Below are 21,821 nucleotides of genomic sequence, written 5' to 3'. Positions count from 1 at the left end.
GTCCCCCTTTGAAGGGGGATTTAGGGGGATGTTTCACAAGGTTAAATCAAAACCCACAATCCCAAAACAAAGAACATTCCACCCAGCCTCCCTTCGAAGGGAGGGGCTAGATTCAGATTTGATTTATAATGTTGTTAGATTTATGAGCACCATATTCAAAGCGAAAAGTAAACCCAAAAACACCCAAACCCCCAACCTAATCACAGGCCAAAAAGTCCCCCTTCGAAGGGGGGATTTAGGGGGATGTTTCGCCGAGATTTAATCAAAACCAACAACCCCCAAAAAAAACATCCCACCCAACCTCCCTTCAAAGGGAGGAGCTAGATTCGGATTCTATTTATAATGAAGTTAGATTTAAGATCACCGTATTTAAAGCGAAAATCATGTCCAAAACACCCATGCCCTCAACTCAAGCACAGGCCAAAAGTCCCCCTTCGAAGGGGATTTAGGGGGATGTTTCGCCAAGATTTAATTAAAACCATCAACCCAAAACTAAAAGCAAGTCCAACCCCCCATACCCCCAACTCAAGCACTGGCCAAAAAGTTCTCCTTTCAAGGGGGATTTTGGGGGATGTTTCCATAAAACCAAGGCTTCCCAGCATTTATTCGCCTTTTAATTTCTGCAAACTAAAATCTGTAGGAATAAACAGTTGTTTTCCTACAATTTAATGGCTTTGGTATGGCTTTGCTATGGCTTTACTATGAACTAGCCGTGCAGATGGATTTAACTAGTTAAATTTTGATTCAAAAGGTCAAGTTCTGGTACCCGTTTCTGATTGGTTGTGGGTCTAAAAGTGATGGTTCTTTTTTCCAGTTTATCGTGAGTCCAGTTTTACTGTCCCCTATAAAACAAAATCGTGCTAAGGGTTTTTACCATTATAGTAATATCGAGAAAAAAGCTTCGGTGTTTCATATAGTACAAATCGTATTGCAGTTTTTCCAAAGCGTCCTCATTGCTGGAACCATATTCTGCGTTTACCTGTGCCCAACCTGTTAAACCGGGTTTTACGAGGTGGCGGACTTCATAAAAGGGTATTTTTTTAATTAAGTCTTTTACAAACTCTGGGCGCTCGGGACGGGGACCGATGATGCTCATTTCACCTTTTATTACATTTATAAATTGAGGGATTTCATCTAATCGGGAGCGCCTTAAAAAACGACCAAACTTTGTAACGCGTTTGTCTTTTACCTTTGCGAATTGGGCGCCGTATGTTTCAGCATTTTTCACCATACTTCGCAATTTATAGATTTTAAAACGTTTGCCGTTTTTACCAACCCGTTTTTGGGTGTAAAGCAAAGAGCCTCTATTTCCCAGTAAATTTCCTATTAAAAACAAGGGTAAAAGCAACAAGCCAAAAGCAAGCCCTAAAACTGAGATAAACAAATCGGAAATTCGGCTGTAAAAAAGGTATAATTTATTTTGGTTACTTCGGCTAAAAGGAAAGTAGCGATAAAAATCTTTTTCTACGTGCTGTACCGGAATGCGGTGGGTCAATTCTTCATATACCTGGGTGTATTCGCGGATTGGGATTCCGTTTTCCAATAACTTTATCAATTGCCTGTTGAGTGCTACAGTCATTCCTTCAGATAGCGGGGTGCCCACTACTACTTCAGATACGGTTTTTTCTTCGGCCATTTTGTTTATTTCGGGGAACGTTATGGCGTCTAATTCTAAGTTGTGGATAATTCTCCCATCGCTGGGAGCGGTATTAAAATACCCTACAACCCTATAGTTAGGGTCAGATTTTTGAAGTGATGCCACTATGGTATTTACCTCTTGCACGTGGGCTATAAGAATTACCCTTTTATAAAAACGGGGAGTTGAAATAAGGGTTATATACGCATACCGCCAAACCAATAAAGCTACGTTTATAGCGAGAAAGAAATACACTATTTGCAATCTATTTGATGGCAATGTAGGAGTGTAAAATGGGGTAAGCAAATAGAATAAAACCGTAACCGATGAAGTGATAATTACGTTTTTTACTACCACATTAAATCTACTTGCTTTCTGCAGATCGTAAAGTTCAAAAATAGTGGCAAAGACGGTAAGATAGACGGTTAATACTATAGACCACATCCAGTGTTCGGAATTGATTTTAAAATAATCAAAATCGAAAGCAATCCCCATCACATACAGCAAGGCCAGTACATGAGCAATATCCAATATACGCAAGAGTACTTTTCTTTCAGAAATATCAAAATGAATACTGCTTTTGGCCATTATTCGGATGTGGGTTGTTGGTTTGTCCATGCATAAATAGCATTGACCGTTTTTTATTTATAAAACTCTCTGTGTCTCTGTAGTTAAACTATAATAGGGACCTACACACATCTCAAATCTCACATCTCAAATCTCAAGTCTCCACTTCAAATTTACTCAATTTTCATCCCCTCTCATAAGCTCCATCCAACTATGTTTTATTTTTTGCCAATCGAATTGCTCGACTTTGATGCGTGCGTTTTTTGTTATTTCTTCTACTTTAGTAGCATTAGAACATACATCTTCAATAGCATTCAGAAACATTTCAGGATTATTTGGCGGGACCAAAACACCATCTATTTCACTTTCAATTAAAAAAGACATCCCCCCCACATTTGTTGAAACCACCGGCAGACCTAAAGCCATCGCTTCCATTACGCTTACCGGCATATTGTCGAAATTGGTTGTATTGATAAATATATCGTATTTTTTTGAAAGGTAAACCCATTTATCCTTCGCTAAAATTCCAGGAAAAGTAATAGGTAAATTTAATTCCAAAGCAACTTTTTTACAACGTGCCATGGAACCATCCTTGTCGGGACCAACCATACAGAGGGATACATCGTGTCCGTTTATCTTAAGCATTTCAACTATTTCCAAAGCCAACAACGGATTGTATATTTCAGAAAAGGAACGCACCCATAATAACTTGGGGGTTACGGATTTTCTAAACTGAAATGGGTAGTTTTTGATTTCTAAAGTATTGGGAATATAAACTACATTTTTAAACCCTTGCAATTTAAACTGCTCCAGTATATACTTTGAAGGAGCTACATTTTTGTAGGCCTTTCCAAAAAGACTTTTGCTAAACCCTTTGTTACTTTTCAATCTCTCCGGAAGATTTCCACCGTGCAAAATAGGTATATAGGGCAATTTAAACAAGCGACATAACCATCCTATAACAACGGCGTAATAAAAATTTTGGGTGCTGTAGGTGTCGATTAAAACGAAATCAACGATGTTTCGGTTTTTGATAGTAATGAATACCATAGCAATCATCCTGCTTATTCTATTTGATTTAGAAGAAGCTGTAATTACGGAATATCCTTCCTCCTGCAGTTTTCCTGAGAGCAAATCGATAGCAGTAGGAGGCTTTCCGTGGACGACCAGTTTATTTCCTATGTAGAGCAGTTTTTTTCTTTGATGCATAATCTATCTTCAACAAACTTAAGGCATATATAAAGGCTGGGGCTGCAATCCGCATAGCGGAATGGTTAATAGTAAAAAACCAAAAGCACAAAAAGGCGTATAAATATATATTAGATCTGTGTTGCAATCCAAAGGCTAAAGGTGTTATGAGCAATATTAGCAAGGCTAAAATTCCAAATAACCCGTGTTCCGATAATAACCGGCTTATCTCGTTATGGCTGGCAGCTTCAATATTAGTGCGTTTTTCCCTGTATTCTTTAGATTTGCCTACCCCTATTCCGGTAAAGGGCGCCTCTTTAAAAGCTTCCAATTCAGTTTCAAATAGTGCAGCCCTTCCGGTGCCTACATCTCCCTTTTCCCTTCCTCTGGCGTCTTCATTGGCGTATCTATTTTCTATCAAGCCCATAGTAGCAAACGAACTTACAACCCAAACCCCGATAATCACAGAAGCCATAACAATTATCTTGGGCAACAAATTTACTTTTTGTTTTACACCCGATTTTAAATACAATGCAATTAAAAACAAAACGGCACACGCTATGGCGGTTAATACGCCTCCCCGTGAAAAAGTGATAAGGGCACGGTAGCCAATTAACCCCAAGAGCGCAATATCCACAATATTAAAAAGTCTGTTTTTAATTGTAAATACCCGTGTAAAAAGAATAAACGCCCCCAATCCTAATACTGTCGAAACTTGATTGGGACCAAATCCGCCCGAAGCAGCGAAATTAGAAGCCGTTCCCGTAAGTACATCACGAATACTCGGGGAATACAGAAATAAATAAACAGTAATTGATACAATAGGCAATAGCACCGCCAATAAGATTGTTTGTAAGCGGGCTATCGGTATCTTCCTATCGTAACAGTAGAGGGCAGCAATTCCTAAACAAACCGGACCACTTAAGTTAAACCCTATGGCATTCCCCACTTTTGCCTCATAGCTAAGGTTAATAGCCGAAAACACGATCCCTGGAATTAAGAGCAGTATATAAATAAAATATGGCAGGGAAGTTAGTTTAAAGCCTTTGTAAAACATCCCTATTAGCACAAACCCAATTACCGCGTATTTTGAAAATTCGTAACTAATGGCACCCCCCGTCATACGCGACAAAACCTCAAAACCCGTAATATAGCCTGCCGCTAATAACACCTCGTCTTTCCTATTTGAATTAGAGACAATTCGGTATAGGAAGTAAAAACAAATTGCAATCAAATAATATTTTGATAATGCATTAAAGGTATAAACAGCAAAGCCCAAAGCGATATGAAACGCTAGCAGCTGGAAATACACTATGTTGTGAAAAGGCTTAATCAGTTCGAATTTTTGTAAATATTCAGCAATTTAGGGATTACTGCGTCCGCTGCATAATTTTTCGCAATATGTGCCGAAAATGCTGTGCCATCGGCAATTCTTTTCTCCTTATTTTCAATATAAAAAAGAAGTGCCGCAGCAAGTGCCGCAGCATCCTTTGGAGGCACTATCTTTCCAAAGCCATTTACTACCTCTTTGCACTGACCAACATCTGTACATACAACGGGTAAGCCAGCGGCACCGTACTCTAAAATAGCCATTGGCAATCCTTCACTGTCGGAAGAGAGCACTCCAATCGTGGCCTTTGAAAGTTCATTATTTATCGTTTTACTATTATCTACAATAATTACCGAATTCTCCAACTTCTCTTTTTTGACGACATTTATTAAATTCTCGGAATAAGAATCCTTAAAATCATTTCCTATAAGTTTTAATTTCCACTCCGGATGTTTACTATGGACGGTATTGAATACTTTCAGTAAAAGTTGATGATTTTTGGGGGTTCGCAAATTTGCCAAACAAACTATTGTTTTCTCTTTAGCTAATATTTCCTTCGGATAAAATATCGGCACAAAATTGGGAAGATAAAAAACCTTAGCTGTCGTCAGATTATTTACCCACCACGCTTCTAACTCTTTATTAACGACAATTATACCCGAAAAAAAGAAAGAGCAAAAGTAGAGCGCCATATTATCACGTCGTTTTGTAGTTATCCTATTTCCCTGATGCTCATGCCATATAATAATTAATTTAGGTAAGGAAACCTTTATTAATATTGCAAAAAAATAAGAAGTAGTATGCGCATGGATATGTGTAATCTCATGTTTCTTAATAAAGCGACGCATTCTTACAAGCGCTGAAAAATCGAAAGTTCTTAGTTTGCGTAAAAAGAAATAAGAAACTTCCTCTCTCAACTCAGATTTTAATTTACCTTCCTCTCTGGTTGCACATATAAATGAATCCACTCCCGCTCTATTCAAAGCACTGGCTATATTGACCGCCATCCGTTCTGCACCGCCAGGATTTAAAGAATCTATAAGTTGCAATACCCGCATTAAATCAATTTTTTTATTTCTGCTTCAAATCCTTCCAGCGTATATTGATGACTCCATTCGGCACCGCGTTCTGCCATTTTCTTTAACATTTCCTTTTCTTTTAACAATCTAAGTAGTGTTTCGGTATCATCCGTTACCTTCAAAGTTAAGATTATCCCTCGGTTTCCGTTATCCAGCATCCAAGGCACACAGGATACAGGTGTTACTAAAGGCACAACTCCCCAAAACATAGCTTCAGCAACAACCTTGGGCCAGCCTTCAGATTGGGAAGCTAGGATTAAAAAATGACTGTATTTATATGCTGTCTCAATTACTTCTGTGGCCTGATTTCCGTACAGCGTAACTACCGACCCTAATTGCGCTTCCTTTATATATTTTTCTAAAACTCCACGCTGCTCCCCTTCCCCATAAATTGCTAACCTACACAGTATTCCTTTTTTCATTAAATTCTCTACCAACTGTATGGCATAAAGCGGGCGTTTCCCTTTGGAGAGGGTACCCACATACACAAACTGCAAAATTGCATCGTATTTCTTTTGAGGTATCGCAGCAATTTTTTCTTCGGAATAACTAGCGGTAAATAAGGGTAGGACGTTCTTAGTCTGTTCCGGCCATTCCCCGTAAACGAGCACTTTCATATTCCGCGTTAAAAACGTATTCGAGAGTATCCACTTTTGCAAACGATAACTCCAAGGCTGCTTCGCCTTCGGATCCCAATTCCCCGCGTATTTAGCAGTCTTTTTTTTCTTCGGAAAGCATATTTGTACAATACAGCCTAAAAGTCCGATGTTTCCTGGGCATCGGAGATGGATGTGGTCTGCCCTTTTCATCGCTCCAAAAAGAGAAAAGAAAATTTTAGGAAGTTTAATTACAGTTTTTACTATTTCAAAAAAAGAAAGCAATGAAATTGCTGGTACTTCTGAAAACCGGATCTCCTTATTTTTATAGGGAAGCAAAATCAATGAAGGTTCATCTTTTATCCATGGCGCCAATATTTCAAAGGTATCCACATATTTCAACCATAGATTCATTTCCTTTACATACGGACCATAAGCGTTAAAACGACCATTTATAAAAGTGTGTGGTGTATGTGATACGACAAGGAAGTTCATCGCGCAGTAGGTTTATTAAACAATAGGCTAAACCAACCGATGGATCTACCAAGTGCCTCGCTAAAGGCGGCCTTTTTATCAGAAGAAGTTATTGTATTACTAAAGCGGATTACGGTGAGCAAAAATGATGTGGCATTCCATTTAAAACGAGCCTTTAAAGAAGGGTTTGGGTGTTTTACCCGCCACACAAAATACCCATTGCGGACAACCATTTTACCGTATTTATAGTAGTCTGGTCGCCCTGCTACTTCGTGAAAATGATAGAGTTGTGCCGCAGTATTCACATATAATTTTCCAATATTTGAAAGCCGAAGGGTAAAGTCTGCATCTTCGTAAAGGCCATAGCCTTCAAAATATTCTGAGAATTTCTCAGTCTCCAATGTTTTTCTTTTATAGGAAGCTACGCCGCCCATAAACTGTTCTACTTCGTAAATTTTTCCACTGGGCGGAAGAAAGCTTACACTTCTACCATGACCAAAATCAGGAAAATGCGCGGGCGGCCTATTTGCATCTAATCCAAGTTTTTTTCGAAGTACAAAGCGGGAACCGTCTGAGCGGGTCCAGCCGTCGTAGGAAAATTCATTAGGTCTTACTTCGGCTTCGCTCAGCAACCGTTGCTGTTCCTTAGATACCTGGTTTTCCCACCACTTCACTTCATTTATAATATATCCCCCTACTCCCAAGGCTTCTGGATAAAGCTTATAAGTGTTTAAAAGGACTTCAAAATAGGTTTCGGTTAATACTGTATCGTCATCTAAAAAGCAGACTATTTCAATACCAGCTCCAACTTTCTCTATTCCAAAATTGCGCTGCCGCGTTAGGCCGCGATCTTCATCTCTTACTTTAAAGTATTTTAGATTTTCAAAAGGATGCTTTCGAAGCATGTTTTTAGTTGTCTCATCCGTAGACCCATCAATAATTAAAATTTCATCCGGATATAGCGTCTGCTTTGCCACCGACTCAAGCAGCTTCCACAAAGGCTGTGACCGCATATAGGTGCAGATGATGAGAGAGAATTTCATATTAAGCCGTTCTTCTTCCCAGTTTTAGGAGTTGTTTTGCATAAAAAATCGATTTGTCGTACTGCAGCAACCTAAATGGAAGCTTTAAAAGTCGAATAGGTAGCATCATCCTATTTCCAGTAAACAAATAACGTATAAAATACTTGCGTTTATACTCTGCTCGCTGTTGTTTATTGAATTGTTTATAAAATTGATACATTAATGTTGGGCTAGGTACTGGACGTATCATTCCCACCGGATTATCGAGTTCCCACGGTTGCTGTTTTCGTTTTTTGCCAAGTATTTTTGCTTGACTTCCCCAAAAACGATATCCCCCGCTCGATGGTTTTAGATGAAGGTTCGCTGAAAAAGGATTGTGGAGAACTGTAACTCCCATTTTTGTTAGTGAAATTCCAAAGTCGCTATCCTCACCATATCCACCGTCATAATTAATGTCGTTACCAATCAATGAATCTACATATTCTTTTCTTACGCAGGAATTAGCATTACTGAAACTATTTGCGGCCCCCACATACCATCGTGAGTCTTCCATACTTTTGAGTTTTGCCGAAAGATCTAACAAGTCCTGTCTTTCATTGTCCCCTCTAATATCAAGGCCGTTACAGGCACCAGCATTATAAGTTTGCAATAACCTAATGTGGTTTTCTATAAAATCTGATGGGATGCGAATATCATCGTCTCCAAAAACTATATAGTCGCCTTCGCAGCGCGCAATTGCTTCATTTCGAGCCCTGCAACTCCCTTTTGTGGTTTGCCAGTGGAACTGCACTTCAAAAGGATAATTTTCAGATTTGTACAAACTATGGTTCCGACTTTCATCGGGTGTAGCATCAACTACGATGACCTGCGAGGGAAAATACGTTTGATTTTTTAAATCCTCTAAAAGTTGAAGTGTATAATCCTGCCGAAACATCGTAGGAATAATATAACTAACAGATGGATTTCCTTGCAAAGGTGTTAAATTTCGAGGTTTGATTCTTGGAGCAGGAGCACGTTGTGTAAAATTCATTTTAGCTTTTAGAAACGCCTTCCATTCTTCTAATTTCCAAACCCCTTTTCTAAATAACATATAATAACTATGTGCCATTTTGAAATTCTTTCGATAAAAAACATAACGGTCTAAAACAGAAATTTTTACATCAGCATTTTTTGAATTTGAAAAAAGATTCTTCACATAGAGCGGCACTGCCCCACTATTCCGAAGAGCATTATATGCGAAATCCAATGCTTGCATGGTGGGAGACTTAAAATCTGTATCAAAACCATTTAGCTCTTCCCATACTCGTTTGCGAATGGCAAAATTATTGGGAGACATCCGCCAACTAACGCATTTTTCAAGATTATCAAAATCATAAACATACCAAAAGAATACAGCTGTCTGATACACTATTTCTGGAAATACATTTTTATAACCTTCTTCTAAGGAACTGTGCCAAATATCACCTTCTTCCAATGATAGTTTTTCCAACATATCAAAATCTGGTTCTCCCTTATAGAGAATAATCTCTCCTTTAGAACTTGTGAATTCATTAAAATTTAAAACGGCTTTCATTTTAAAAATCTCTTATAAAAATTCAAACTTTGTTTTGCAACTACCTCCATCGCAAAAGTCTTTTCCACTTTCTCTCTCGCTGCTTCCCCAAATGACTGACGTAAAGATTGATCTTTTAATAGTTTTATTATTTTATCCGCATAATTTTTATGATTGGTAGGATGTACTAAAAACCCATTGACTCCGTCGTCAATAACCTCAGGCGCCCAACCAATATTCGATGCAACAATTGCTTTTTTTAACGCCATGGCTTCTATCCACGAAACCGGCAGGGCCTCTGCGAAGGTAGGAAAAACGCAGACAGTGGCTTTGGCTATGTGTTCACCTATTTCGCTATAAGGCACTAAACCTAAATAATTAACATTTTTAAAAGCTTCAGCAGTAAAAAGAGATTGCATTGACTCCCAAGTTGAATTACTTCCCGCTTGTTTATCACCACTGTCCTTCCCTATCAGGATGAGCCTTGCATTTGGCTGACTTCTATTTACTTCATTAAAAATAAAAGGCAATTCTAAAAGCCCCTTTTTGCGAATCAGAGTTCCAAAATAAAGGATTGTTGCATCTGCCGCTTCAATATTTTTAGATTGAAATTTCGTAATATCTATAGAGTTAGGGATTACAGTTGTTTCAGTTTGAAGGTTGAATAATTTCTTGGTAACATCTGCCGTAAATTGACTTACCGATATAATACCATCCGCTCTTTGTAGAGCATGTTTCTCAAGAAACCTGTTTTTTGCTTTTACCGGTCTTTTATCCAAATGACAAAAATAAGTGTCACTTCCATTAAGACGAATTACTAAAGGACATTTGGGCCGTAAAAAAGCTGTAAAACCCGTCCAATCTGGCGCTTCCACTATTTCTAGTTTCTTTTCAACATATAGCTTATTTATTAAGCGCTGCACTTTTTGTTGTGTTAATAGCAAAGACAGTCCTTTTACTTTTATATTTTTTATTTGATAAACTGTGATGTCGTTCTCCTCAAAAACAGCATCTTCTTTTTGCTGATATACCAAAACTGAAACCTGATGTCCAAGTTTAATTAAACCCGTAGCAAGGTTTAGGATACTTGTCCCCAAACCACCAGACTTGCCAGTTTTTTCGTGGGGAAATTCGGGGGTTAGAAAGGCGATTTTCATTTTAATAACTTTAAATGTTGTTCCACCATATTTTGAAGCGAAAAATTATTGGCTATCAAAGTTCTTGTATTTCCAATGATTTGTTTGTTGCCATTTATAAGACCGATGATGAGATTCTTCAATTCATCAATTTCTTTGGCATTAAAGATAAAACCATTCTCGCTATTAGATACTACCTCTAAATTCCCACCTACAGGGGTAGTAATCACGGGTACATTAGCTGCTAAACTCTCCAAAATTGTCAAACTAAAACATTCCATATGGGTGGGATGCAACAAGTAATCATATTTATAAAATGTTTCAGATAGATTTGGAGAACTTCCCTTAAAATTAAAATTTTCTTCAACCCTCATGTCTTTCAGTTGTTCCAATAGCTGCTTCTCATAGGGTCCTTCTCCATAAACATCTATTGTGAGGTTCTCTTTCAAATTTGACGGAAGTAGAGCTACTGCAGCAATTAAATCCTGAATTCCTTTTGATTCCCGTAAATGAGAAGCGACTAAAAGCGTAGGATTATTGGTATTTCGAATCGTTCTCTCTTTTATATTTTCTAGTACAATTCCATTGTATATAACTTGACATTTTGGTTTTATATGCTTTCCAAAATCGCGAATTAATTCATCAACAGTATATTGAGATACCCCTATAAAAAGATCGATATATTTAGAATATAACCTTCCCTTAATTCGTTTTACTATTTTCTTTTTGATTGAGTATCCGCTTAATGGCCTCGGATTGTGATCTACTGCAATAATTTTGGCAAGTAGAATCTTTTTTACGTTTTTGTAAAATGGTGTGCATATTTCTAAAAAATGCGTGATGACATGGGTATAATGAATTTTGTTTTTTTGCACATAGTCTAGAAATAAATTCTCAATCGATTTCCCTTCTGCTGGAATTATATTCAAATTACCATATTCACCGTGCATTTCTTTATTCGGAAAAAACCAATCTACACCAATATTTTGTGCTTTACAACTTGCATCAAATTGCCAAAAAAAATAGTCCATCCCGCCAATTCTCTCTGGCATTAAACTATAATCGCAAAGTACTGCTATACTATTTTTTTTTATACCCATTGCCTCAAGGTTTTGGCTATGCGTTCACTTGTACCTTTTAATGGCTTACCTATTTGCTGTGCAAGTAACAATTGTCGTTCAGTATGATTGGCATTGGGGTTTGCCAAATAAAACTGTATGGCTTCAATTAGTTCAGTTTTATTCTTTGCTATTTTGGTTGCATTGCTCTTCACCACGTGTTCAATATGTTCGTAGTTAAGAAAGCGACCGTCATTGTATAACCCGTTATTTTCTGTGCCAAATACCGGATTTATCACAGGTTTATCAAATTGCATAAAATCGAGACTCATGGTAGAAAGCATATTGATACTTATATCTGAAAACTCAAGAATTGCACGTAAACGTTTCACATCATCAACACACGGCACTCGCTGCGACCAGGCTTCCTGATGACCGTGTCGACTTATCTTCCAATCGGGGTAATTCCAAATTATAAAGGGATATTTCGCCGATATCTCTTTAAACCGTATTGGATCTTCCGCTGGAGAAGTGCGCACTATAAAATTAAATTGAGGCAGTTGCCCTTGCTGTAGAGCTTCGGCTATTGTTTCGATATAGAGTTCATCATTCTTACTTGTTGAAATATCACCACAACTAAAACAAACCGTTTGCAAGTCAGCTTTTAAACTAAATTGATCTTGAAATTCTTTTAGAGTACTTGCATACCTTGACAACACATAGGGTTCAAACTGAGGCGTACCTACAACCTCTATGGCTTCAGCTTTTACATTTTTATAAAAACGAAGCAAATCACTTTTCATCAATTCGCTCCACACCATATAATTTTTAAAATCGGCCGCCATTCTGCCTTTAGAGGCTAGGTTATCCCAACTAAAAATAAATGCCAAAGTATTAATATTTAATTTATGTGCTGCGTATACCAAGGGCGCAATATACGGGGGTCGCTGATGTGTAAAGAAAAGCTGGTCTGGCTTTTCTTTTTCTAAAATCTTTAAATAACCGTTAGTAATCGATTTGTTTTTAAAAGTGTTTTGTTGAAGTTTATGAAAAAAGGAAATCCATTTTTCACTGTGAAACAAACTCGTAATCTTAAAAATAAAACGAGTAGCATAGCCACGTGGGCTTTTACTTTTTGATTTGTTTGTGTTCAAATTATCGGTAATCCCAAAATTGCCCTTTTTATAATTTTGAAGATGAACTACTTCTTTTGTCTTTCTAAAAAACCAAGTAAAAAAATGCTCCTCAAAAACATCAAGCTCAATAATCCTACATTCTGTAACCCCTGTATAGACGGATGCCGGTAAACAAGATAAAATTACGACCTCCTCAAAATTTTGTGCTGCTTCCACAAAAAAATCACTCAGTACAAAGTTTCGAAAACCTACACCATCGGTGATTACTACTGCTAGTTTTTTAGAAGTTGAAGTCATAAAGTCACAAACTGTTTTTGATGTTTAATTGACCATAAGCTAGGTAGAAGCAAGCTTTCCAAAAATAAGACATCGCTTTTTCCATTGCCGAAGCTATGCTTATCTGGCACAACTTTTTCCAATTTGCTGTTTAAGGCTGAAATAATCTCCTCGTAATTATAACCTGAATTAATGATATGACCGTGAAGAGCCCGGTTTTCTTGCCGTGTACCAATATTAATGGTGGGCACTCCATAATAAGGAGCCTCTCTAATTCCAGCACTGGAATTCCCTATGATAAATTTTGCGTTTTTTAGCAAAACCAAAAAATACTCAAAACGAATGGAAGGAATAACCCTAAATCTATTGTTTTCTTTTAATTTGTTAAATACTGAAATGATAGTACTGCTTCCTAAGTCGTTATTGGGATAGACCACCACAAAATTTTTTTCGCTATCGACCAAAGCTTTGGTAAAATCAGAAATATATTTCTCTATACTTTCAATTTCAGTTGTAATTGGATGAAACATTGCTATTCCATAATCTTGAAATGAAATTTCGTAATATCTCCGAACTTCTTCTAAGTCTGGCAACTTATCAGAAAACATAGTATCTACATCGGGAGAACCAATAATAAATACCGCTTCGGGAACCTCTCCCATTTGAATCAGTCTAGCTTTAGCCAATTTGTTAGCCACAAAATGAATATGACTCATTTTGCTGGTGGCATGGCGGATAAGTTCATCGATAGTGCCAGAAATTTCTCCCCCCTCAATATGGGCGACCAAAACATTATTTAACGACCCAACCAAGGCACCTGCCAAGGCTTCTACTCGATCCCCGTGTACAACTATCATATGGGGATTTATCTCCATTACAAAAGCAGAAAACCCTTCCATTGTTTTTGCGAGGGTTAAATCCATTGTTGATTCGTGAGTGTGATTGGCAAAAGTGTGAATATTGGTAAACCCACATCGCTCCACTTCTATCAGGGTATAGCCATATTCTTCTAACAAGTGCATCCCAGTAACAAAAACATAAGGTTCGAAATTAGGATGTGCTTCCAAAATGGTGATTAAGGATTTTATTTTACCAAAATCAGCACGGGTACCAGTAAGGAATACTATTTTTTTCATCCTAATTACTCCTGAAGTCTCTATTTACAAATAAAGCGTCTGTGCGGTTGGCCAAACCTTCATCTGTATACTCGAAAGTATAAAACCTAACAAAGCTATATCCTTTTTGAAGCAAATAATTATAAATATCACCAAATGAAGATTGATCAATATAGTTTTCATAAAAAAATATTTCACAATAGATAAATTGAATAGAATTCTCATTCATCATTCTTTCAGCTCCCTTAAGCACCTCAAGTTCATACCCCTCGGTATCAGTCTTCAAGACATTTATTTGAAATATTTTATTCTCCTTACAATAATCATCAATCGTAATTACATCAACCATATAATTATCAATTATCTCCGATTTTGTAAAAGATCTTTTCAACAAAGAATTGAGGGCGCTCCAAGCATACTCATTAAATTTTAATGATCCCTTTTCGCCTCCAACAGCCTTATTGATGATTTTTAAATTTTTTGAATTTGGAAAATTTTTCCTTAAAACTTCAAAACAAATTTTACTAGGTTCAAAACTATGAATTTGGGAAGTGGGGTAAGCTGCCTGAAAAGATTTTACGGACTGTCCTTGATTGGCCCCAACATCGAACAGTATTGGTTCTACTCCAATTTTTTGTTTAATCGCCTCTAAATAATTGTCTTTGAGCAATGGATTCGGATTAATCTTGGTGAATTTAAATCCAAATTTATAAAAGATGCTTTTAATTATTCTTTTCATATCATTTTCACCTTTACAGCGCCAAAATTTTATTGAAAATTTTTATGTAATTATACTTTTCCATTCCAACTGTTTATCATTTTCTAAATTATGAGAAGCTTTTTTGCCTAAAAGCGAATTGAAATCTTCCGCTTTAATCTCACCTGTTCCAGGACGCTTTACCCAAATATTTTCCTTTGTGAACACTTCCCCTTTTTTGATAGACGCAATAGTACAAACTGTAGCAAAGGCAAAATCCATAGTTACTTGTTCTTCTTTAGCAGCTTGTTTCGTGCCACCACGCATTTGCCAGATTTCATTTGAACCAATTATCAAATCTTTGCATTCAGTTTCATCCATACTACAAATAATATCTGGGCCTTTACGTTTCTTATGATCTGTAAAATGACGTTCCAGAATAGACGCTCCCAAAGCCACTGCTCCTAAACAGGCATTGTTATTTAAAGTGTGGTCACTAAGACCAAAAACTTTATTGGGGAAAGCTTGGTGCAGCTCCGTCATAGCTCCGTACCGCACTAAATGTATGGGGGTGGGATATAAGTTAGTGGTATGTAGCAACGATACTTGCACATTTTGTTTCTCAAAGATTTTAACGGCTTTGGATACGCTTACTATAGAATTCATGCCAGTACTCAGTATTACAGGCTTTCCGAAGGATGCAATATGCTCCAATAAAGGATAGTTATTGCACTCACCACTTCCTATTTTATAAGCTAATACTCCAAATTTTTCGAGCCTATCGGCCGCAGCCCTTGAAAACGGTGTGCTAATAAAAAGCATTCCCTGGGCCTCCACATATTGCTTTAACGCAAATTCATCGGTTTCAGATAGCGCACAACGCTCCATAATTTCATAGATAGATTCCTTGGCATTTCCGGGAATCACTTTCTTGGCTGCATAACTCATCTCATCTTCCACTATATGGGTTTGATGTTTTACTACTTCAACGCCAGCTCGTTTCGCTGCATCGACCATTTCCTTGGCAACCTTGAGAGAGCCTTCATGGTTGATTCCAATTTCCGCTATAACCAAGGGTGGATGTTCTGGCCCAATTTGCCTAGTTCCTATTGTAATTTCCGGCTTCAAAATTCTGGAAGTGTTTTAAATAGTTAAAGTATTCAATAATTAAGTAGCTGCCAAATTATAAGCTAGACCAAAGGTCGGAATACGCAGTGGAAATCCCTACCCTTTTTTAAAATTTGAACATTCGCTGAATCCATCCTCAGTCATTTAAATATTTCGAAAGATAAAATTCAGCCATTAAAAGATCTTCCTTGGTGTCTATATCAATATTGGCAAATGGATGATCTACAATAAAAGGGAGGTTTTTATCACCCATTATCTTTTCTTCTAAAATCAGAGAAGACTTTGTGATGTATAACAAACCGTTTTCAAAATATAGCGGCTCCAAATCTTGACTACGCTGTCCAAATTCATAATTATACGGCACAAACTTGCCATCTTCTATTATCCCGAATTTTTGGTGGTTTCGGCTTACAGTCATTGCGCTATCGTAATTTCCGTTTTCGAATGCTTGAAAACAATCCTTAAGTAAATCCTTAGGTCTTAGCGGGTTTGTAGGTTGTAGAAGAATTACGTTTTCTATCTTATGATTTAATGATTGCAGTACATGTTTGAGAGCGGTAACTGTCGGTTCATTGTCTCCACTTAAATGTTCGGGACGATCTATTACCTTAACTCCAAGTTGTAAACTTATATTTTTTATCTTCTCATTGTCAGTAGAAACATATACCTCATCCACTATATCCATATTAAATAAAGCATACGCAATACTATATTCGATAAGAGGTTTTTTGGCTAAATATCGAATGTTTTTTTTGGGCAAGCGTTGGGAGCCGCCACGGGCCGGGATTATGACTATTGTTTTTTTAAATTTATTCACTTTTATTGTTGTAACTTACAGACTCAAGGCCATTGTGGAATATTTGGCACCTCAATATCTTCCACATATCTATTATCTAACATTTGAAACCTATTATATGCAAACTCAATTATTTTGTTTGAATATAAAATTATTTTTTCTTCTGATAATTTTTCCATTACCAAATTACGTTTTATAAAGAAATGTTGTTTCCATTCTTTATTTCTTAAGTTTGAACAGACAAGAAGTAGGGCTTTGAAAATGTTTTCAGAGTCTGTTTGATAAGAACAATATCCACAATATTCTAATAAAACCTTTTCCATAACTGAGCCTTGATATGTAATTCCTAAAATCGGGAGTCCAAATGATACTGCTTCAGCCACTTTGCCTTTTAAAAGTTCTTTATGTCCTTCAGAATCGACTGCTAAAACACAATCAGAATTAGACAAGTGCATTAAGACTTCCTTCCTATCAAGGTTGTTATGGATTATTAGATTAGTAATTGTTTCTTTAAGCCATTTGATTGATTGCTTATCAAATTGTGATAAAATAAAGACAAATTCTACAGAACGCGAAGCCTCGGTACCACAAAACTTTTTAAGTGCCATCCTAAAATTTTCTGAAAAAGCAGATTTATAAAATGTCCCCGTATAAATTAATTTAATTTTTCTGTTTTTATTTTTAATCCCGTCGTATAATATAGCTTGTCTTTCCATTGCGTGTGGAAGAACGAAACATCTTTCCTTATCCAATTTATATCTCATAATTGTCCTATTTGCCAATGCATTGCTTGGAAAGGTCCAGCACTGGACACTTGAGATTGATTCTTTGAAATAATGGTCACTATTATTATCTTGCTGGGTTTCAAATTCAATTGGGTCATTAATATTAAGAATTATAGGAAATTCTTTTTTCTTGTATACATCTAATACAGGCCTCAGCGATAAAAGTGGTAATATTCTAACCCATACTACACAATTATTATTTCTAACAAAATTGAAGAGGATATATTTTTGATATTTTGACCAAAAATAATTTTGTAATGAAACATTAAATGCTTTAAAAAAAAGAAAATTAATGATCTTGTAACAATATTTGATTGGTAAATTATCAGTTTTTGATAAAAAATAGAGAGTGTTCAAGAAAATGTTAGTTTCAACCCGACTTTTGCTTTTATCCTTTTTATTACCGATTGCTATCGATTTTTTGGCACTTAAAAAAAGAGTGGGTGTTTTTCTTCCCAAAAGTGTTAACCAATTTTTATTTACTATTCCTTCGCTAGATTTAATATCTGGATAAATGGCATAGGAACTTACAACCAATTTTAAGTTTTTCATGAAATCATTCGCTTTAACCCTTTAATTATTTTTTCAAAATTTTCACTTGAAAAATAATATTGCAATTCTGGATTATTTAAATAGAAATGGGAATTATTCATTTTCCACTCCTTATATAATAACAGCAATTTATCTGAAATAGTTAATATATCATCGGCAACTGCTACATATTCATAATCGCTTCCTAATAATCTTCTACTTTCACTATGTTCTGGCCCTAAATGGAGGATAGGTCTATTTGCTTTTACTAAGCCTGGAAATTTGGCCGGTAAAAAGGGACTGATTTCTGAAACAGCTTCCAAAATAATATTTACTGAGGCTTTAGTTTCAATTTGAATAACCTCCTTTTGTGGTCTATAACCATCACTCACGAATATAGATGGTGCATTAGTGCAAATATGGGACAATTTTGGTTGATGGTAAGAAGCTGGACCTATAAGAAGAAGTTGACATTCGTCTTTTACTTCAGGGTTTTTATCTAAAAAGTTAACCCAAGCCTCGATAAGAGGAAAGGGATTACGCTGGGCTAATAAATTACCAGCGTGTAATACGGTAAATTTATCCTTTTCAAAATAATCTGGTAATACATTTATGTTTTCAGTTATGTTTTTCGGAATCTGATGCGGTAAGATAACAACCTTTTCAATAAACGAACTATCAAATTGCCCCATCCATTCCGATAATAATTGGCTGGGGTAACCCAGCCACCTTGCTTTTAAAGCAACCTGTTTAAAAAACTGTTCTTTCTGAGCGCTACCCGCTTGTAGCCACTTATAGGGTTTAGGATACCAGTGAAATGGATAAGGGTCGTGGATATATGCAAGCCACTTTTTATGCCATTTCGGGAGTTTTAATAGGGCAGCGTGTGTACGATAACTGGCTCCTCTGCTAAGGGTGATTAGAATATCATAATTTGCTGGCTTCTCCAACTTCAAGGTCTTTGCCATACTATTAACATCATTTCTAAAAGTATAAGAGAACCCAAACCTTGTTTCCAGGAACCTACTTATATTTAGCTTCGTCATTCTTTGAAATATTCTTTGGAATCGACTTAATACATAATAGATATCTAATCGGTTCTCTTTAATTAGAATGGTTTGGACGTTTTTAATATTTATTTCCTTATATGAATAATGATAGGCTTTAATATCAAAATCTTCTGCTGCCAAAGATTTTATAAAAGCATTTTGAGCTTTCCCTGCACTACTGCTATCAACGTCCAAGGTTTCTGCAAGTATTAGAATCTTTAAACTCACTTTTTTCTATTTGTAATTGAAATCTCCAATTTATTAGTAATCTTTTTGGGGAAGTATAAATTTAAATATTCTTTTCAAAATCATTTTTTTTAATTTATAATAGAATTGATTCGGCTTTATATATTCAATTTCTGGATTTAACTTTAGCTCATAAGCGGGATTTTTATTGCTGATTTCATTCGCACTAACCCGCATCCAGTCTTCTAATTTATTCCCCATATGTATTGCAAAATAGTTATAGGTCGATAACCTTAATTTACCACTTAAGTCTACTGCCAAATCCACATACTCTCTTTCAGACTCCTTACCTACTTTGGTGAATGAAGGATTATGTGGGGTGTATTTAAATAAAATATCACGCCTTATTGTTAAAACTTGATGGTCGCTGCCCATGATTGCGCAATTGCCATTTTCCTCAACAACTGGCCATAGAAACTTATTTGATTTTTCTAAATCCCAATTAATACTTTGCAAGAATCTGTTATAATCTTCAAAGTTTTCTGGAATCTCCGTAAAACTAAACTTTAGTTTTTTTCGTAAAATTGCTTCCTGGCCGGAAAAAGTATAATAAGTAACGCTACGCCTCACTGGTATAGGAGATACAGACCCCACATTTTGAAATGAATTGAAAATCTTAATCGTTTCCATTACCCATTCTTTTTTAAAAAGAATATCGCAGTCAGTCAAAGTTATAATTGGTTCTCTCGCAGTTCTGGCAGCCCCCATAAGAGCATCAATTTTTCCTATATTTTCTTTATGCATTTGTATGGTATCCACTACCCCCTCTTTATACAAACTCATAATATAATCCGTGGTAACTCCACATGAGCCGTTATCCACGATGGTGATAGCTGATGTTCTTGGTATTGAATTTATTAAAGACGATATTGACACCTTTATAACTTCAAACATATCAGAATAATAACCTTTAAGCTCTGGAATAAAAACAACCATCACTATTCTGTGGTTTGTGGTAAGTTCTAAAAGTCCTTCCGCTTTTTGTGGATTTATACCAGTTCTCATCTTTTCAAGTTTTTTTTTAATGCAACCATTTTAATTTTCTATAAAATGGAAAGCAAAGAAATTTAAAATTATAAACCGTCTTATTGTATAATGAAACTTCTGCTTTCAGTAGTATTTTATCTAAAAGTGGTTTGTCACGACACGATATTGATATTCCTGCTAAATATTTTAATAATGAAGGTGATAGTAAATTTTTCTCATTTAGATTCTCTATAATTAAAATAATTGCCTTTCTTTTTGACTCATTCTTCACCTTATTATTAGACCAAAACTCTCCAGTATTTGAATTTTGATGCTTTCTGTTATAGTATAGTGTACAATCTAATATTATTCCTTTCCAGTAAGTACTCAATATCCGCTGGTAACATTCCCACTCCTCTGCATATTGCAAAGATTCATTAAAAAAATTATCATTAAAACATTTCTTTCTCCATAAAACAGTACAGGATGCCATAGGAACCTCGTATCTGAGCATTTTCTTCATTATAGATTTATTTGTTCCAGTCTGATTAAATTTATCAATGAATGTAATTTGGTTATACTCAAAATCGCCCGTGAAAGACTGTTTCTGAAAATGGCAGAAATGAGAACCCTTATTTTCGGAAAGAATCTTTAAAGATATTTCTAAATTTTGAGGGTGTACAATATCATCATCGTCATAAAATATAACATAATTGCCTTTAGCTTTTTCGAGTCCATAATTTCTACAACCGGGCAATCCCTTTTTATGATATTCAGGACGCTTTAAAAATCTAAATCTTCTATCCTCTAGAAATGGAGCAATTACCTCTACAGTATTATCCCTACCCCCATCATCAATTATTAGACATTCAAAATTAGCATAGGTCTGTCTTTCAATAGAACGCAAAGTCTCCGCTATTAAATTGGCGCGGTTGTAGGTGGCGAGAATTATGGTTACTTTGAAATGCACAAATATTCAAGTTTTAATCTTTTTATATCTTTCTAAAATTTATAATGGATGTAAACTTTATAACTACGTTTTCTCCAAAAATCAGGATATTTGGAAACAATCTCTATTACTCACTGATTTTAATTTTTTTACTAACAAAAACATGTTCTTCATTCTCTAGTTTGATTATAATCCAAACATTAGTTAATAGAATTTTTTTATTCGAACACTCTCTCTGTAATATTATCATTTATTAAATTTTTTTTATTGTAATCTGAGATTGGTTACACAACTTCCAAATATCTCCATTAACAAATTCAAATTTTATTAATATTAATTTCGGATCCTTCGCACTGATTCATTTTTATGTAATTCTACTTATACGATTTTATTTCTATTTATCGAATAGTTATTTTAATCTCTAAAAAAATCGTGATATAATTACAACTAAGTTTTGAAAAGATATTTCGATTAGTTCATTATTAAACTTTTACATCATAGAGTATCAA

General features: G+C 35.8%; 19 protein-coding genes. 1 reads left to right on the top strand and 18 read right to left on the bottom strand.

Annotated elements, in window-relative coordinates:
• Nucleotides 1-262: hypothetical protein (locus K8089_RS12770; protein ID WP_237603683.1), on the top strand; the 262-nt coding region annotated here is incomplete at its 5' end.
• Between the two features lie 570 nt (nt 263-832).
• On the opposite strand, the gene K8089_RS12765 is transcribed toward K8089_RS12770, so the two are convergent.
• The 18 genes from K8089_RS12765 to K8089_RS12680 all read right to left on the bottom strand — a co-directional run bounded on the left by K8089_RS12765 (nt 833) and on the right by K8089_RS12680 (nt 21,333).
• Nucleotides 833-2,254 (bottom strand): exopolysaccharide biosynthesis polyprenyl glycosylphosphotransferase, encoded by a 1,422-nt coding sequence (locus K8089_RS12765; RefSeq protein WP_237603682.1) that lies wholly within the window; start codon nt 2,252-2,254, stop codon nt 833-835.
• A gap of 126 nt (nt 2,255-2,380) precedes the next feature.
• Nucleotides 2,381-3,412, bottom strand: a complete 1,032-nt coding sequence (locus K8089_RS12760) for a glycosyltransferase family 4 protein (protein WP_237603681.1) — start codon at nt 3,410-3,412, stop codon at nt 2,381-2,383.
• On the bottom strand, nt 3,375-4,625 hold the full coding sequence (locus K8089_RS12755) for an O-antigen ligase family protein (protein WP_237603680.1): 1,251 nt from the start codon (nt 4,623-4,625) through the stop codon (nt 3,375-3,377). Before K8089_RS12755 ends, K8089_RS12760 begins: the two co-directional genes overlap by 38 nt.
• A gap of 98 nt (nt 4,626-4,723) precedes the next feature.
• On the bottom strand, nt 4,724-5,779 hold the full coding sequence (locus tag K8089_RS12750) for a glycosyltransferase family 4 protein (protein ID WP_237603679.1): 1,056 nt from the start codon (nt 5,777-5,779) through the stop codon (nt 4,724-4,726).
• On the bottom strand, nt 5,779-6,891 hold the full coding sequence (locus K8089_RS12745; protein ID WP_237603678.1) for a glycosyltransferase family 4 protein: 1,113 nt from the start codon (nt 6,889-6,891) through the stop codon (nt 5,779-5,781). Before K8089_RS12745 ends, K8089_RS12750 begins: the two co-directional genes overlap by 1 nt.
• On the bottom strand, nt 6,888-7,913 hold the full coding sequence (locus K8089_RS12740) for a glycosyltransferase family 2 protein (RefSeq protein WP_237603677.1): 1,026 nt from the start codon (nt 7,911-7,913) through the stop codon (nt 6,888-6,890). The genes K8089_RS12745 and K8089_RS12740 overlap by 4 nt, the downstream gene beginning before the upstream one ends.
• Nucleotide 7,914: 1 nt before the next feature.
• On the bottom strand, nt 7,915-9,465 hold the full coding sequence (locus K8089_RS12735) for a glycosyltransferase family 2 protein (RefSeq protein ID WP_237603676.1): 1,551 nt from the start codon (nt 9,463-9,465) through the stop codon (nt 7,915-7,917).
• Complete coding sequence (locus K8089_RS12730; RefSeq protein WP_237603675.1) at nt 9,462-10,601, bottom strand: glycosyltransferase family 4 protein; 1,140 nt, start codon at nt 10,599-10,601, stop codon at nt 9,462-9,464. Before K8089_RS12730 ends, K8089_RS12735 begins: the two co-directional genes overlap by 4 nt.
• Entirely contained in the window at nt 10,598-11,680 is a 1,083-nt protein-coding gene (locus K8089_RS12725) for a glycosyltransferase family 4 protein (RefSeq protein ID WP_237603674.1), read from the bottom strand. Before K8089_RS12725 ends, K8089_RS12730 begins: the two co-directional genes overlap by 4 nt.
• Nucleotides 11,671-13,071, bottom strand: coding sequence for a hypothetical protein (locus K8089_RS12720; protein ID WP_237603673.1), 1,401 nt, complete (start codon nt 13,069-13,071; stop codon nt 11,671-11,673). The genes K8089_RS12725 and K8089_RS12720 overlap by 10 nt, the downstream gene beginning before the upstream one ends.
• Nucleotides 13,068-14,186 carry a UDP-N-acetylglucosamine 2-epimerase gene (gene neuC / locus K8089_RS12715; protein ID WP_237603672.1) on the bottom strand — a complete coding sequence of 373 codons (1,119 nt, stop codon included), beginning with the start codon at nt 14,184-14,186 and terminating at the stop codon, nt 13,068-13,070. Before neuC ends, K8089_RS12720 begins: the two co-directional genes overlap by 4 nt.
• 1 nt (nt 14,187) lies before the next feature.
• A complete protein-coding gene (locus tag K8089_RS12710; protein WP_237603671.1) occupies nt 14,188-14,904 on the bottom strand; it encodes an FkbM family methyltransferase in 717 nt (238 codons plus the stop codon).
• A gap of 42 nt (nt 14,905-14,946) precedes the next feature.
• On the bottom strand, nt 14,947-15,990 hold the full coding sequence (locus K8089_RS12705; protein ID WP_237603670.1) for an N-acetylneuraminate synthase family protein: 1,044 nt from the start codon (nt 15,988-15,990) through the stop codon (nt 14,947-14,949).
• Between the two features lie 136 nt (nt 15,991-16,126).
• Nucleotides 16,127-16,807: an acylneuraminate cytidylyltransferase family protein gene (locus tag K8089_RS12700; RefSeq protein WP_237603669.1), complete on the bottom strand. Its 681-nt coding sequence runs from the start codon at nt 16,805-16,807 to the stop codon at nt 16,127-16,129.
• A 23-nt stretch (nt 16,808-16,830) separates the two neighbouring features.
• Nucleotides 16,831-18,123: a glycosyltransferase family protein gene (locus K8089_RS12695; RefSeq protein WP_237603668.1), complete on the bottom strand. Its 1,293-nt coding sequence runs from the start codon at nt 18,121-18,123 to the stop codon at nt 16,831-16,833.
• Nucleotides 18,120-19,379 (bottom strand): glycosyltransferase family protein, encoded by a 1,260-nt coding sequence (locus tag K8089_RS12690; RefSeq protein ID WP_237603667.1) that lies wholly within the window; start codon nt 19,377-19,379, stop codon nt 18,120-18,122. The genes K8089_RS12695 and K8089_RS12690 overlap by 4 nt, the downstream gene beginning before the upstream one ends.
• 33 nt (nt 19,380-19,412) lie before the next feature.
• Nucleotides 19,413-20,402: a glycosyltransferase family A protein gene (locus K8089_RS12685; protein ID WP_237603666.1), complete on the bottom strand. Its 990-nt coding sequence runs from the start codon at nt 20,400-20,402 to the stop codon at nt 19,413-19,415.
• 16 nt (nt 20,403-20,418) lie between these two features.
• Nucleotides 20,419-21,333 carry a glycosyltransferase family 2 protein gene (locus tag K8089_RS12680; protein WP_338149257.1) on the bottom strand — a complete coding sequence of 305 codons (915 nt, stop codon included), beginning with the start codon at nt 21,331-21,333 and terminating at the stop codon, nt 20,419-20,421.
• Between the last annotated feature and the right edge of the window lie 488 nt (nt 21,334-21,821).

Source organism: Aequorivita vitellina, assembly GCF_022008365.1.
GTDB classification, from domain to species: Bacteria; Bacteroidota; Bacteroidia; order Flavobacteriales; family Flavobacteriaceae; genus Aequorivita; species Aequorivita vitellina.
Note: the sequence above shows the minus strand (reverse complement) of the source record. Positions and strands in the feature narration are given on the sequence as shown.

Coding starts and splice junctions, on each gene's coding strand:
- K8089_RS12765 (WP_237603682.1), bottom strand. CDS start 2,254: ATGGACAAACCAACAACCCACATCCGAATAATGGCCAAAAGCAGTATT.
- K8089_RS12760 (WP_237603681.1), bottom strand. CDS start 3,412: ATGCATCAAAGAAAAAAACTGCTCTACATAGGAAATAAACTGGTCGTC.
- K8089_RS12750 (WP_237603679.1), bottom strand. CDS start 5,779: ATGCGGGTATTGCAACTTATAGATTCTTTAAATCCTGGCGGTGCAGAA.
- K8089_RS12745 (WP_237603678.1), bottom strand. CDS start 6,891: ATGAACTTCCTTGTCGTATCACATACACCACACACTTTTATAAATGGT.
- K8089_RS12740 (WP_237603677.1), bottom strand. CDS start 7,913: ATGAAATTCTCTCTCATCATCTGCACCTATATGCGGTCACAGCCTTTG.
- K8089_RS12735 (WP_237603676.1), bottom strand. CDS start 9,465: ATGAAAGCCGTTTTAAATTTTAATGAATTCACAAGTTCTAAAGGAGAG.
- K8089_RS12730 (WP_237603675.1), bottom strand. CDS start 10,601: ATGAAAATCGCCTTTCTAACCCCCGAATTTCCCCACGAAAAAACTGGC.
- K8089_RS12725 (WP_237603674.1), bottom strand. CDS start 11,680: ATGGGTATAAAAAAAAATAGTATAGCAGTACTTTGCGATTATAGTTTA.
- K8089_RS12720 (WP_237603673.1), bottom strand. CDS start 13,071: ATGACTTCAACTTCTAAAAAACTAGCAGTAGTAATCACCGATGGTGTA.
- neuC (WP_237603672.1), bottom strand. CDS start 14,186: ATGAAAAAAATAGTATTCCTTACTGGTACCCGTGCTGATTTTGGTAAA.
- K8089_RS12710 (WP_237603671.1), bottom strand. CDS start 14,904: ATGAAAAGAATAATTAAAAGCATCTTTTATAAATTTGGATTTAAATTC.
- K8089_RS12695 (WP_237603668.1), bottom strand. CDS start 18,123: ATGAAAAACTTAAAATTGGTTGTAAGTTCCTATGCCATTTATCCAGAT.
- K8089_RS12685 (WP_237603666.1), bottom strand. CDS start 20,402: ATGAGAACTGGTATAAATCCACAAAAAGCGGAAGGACTTTTAGAACTT.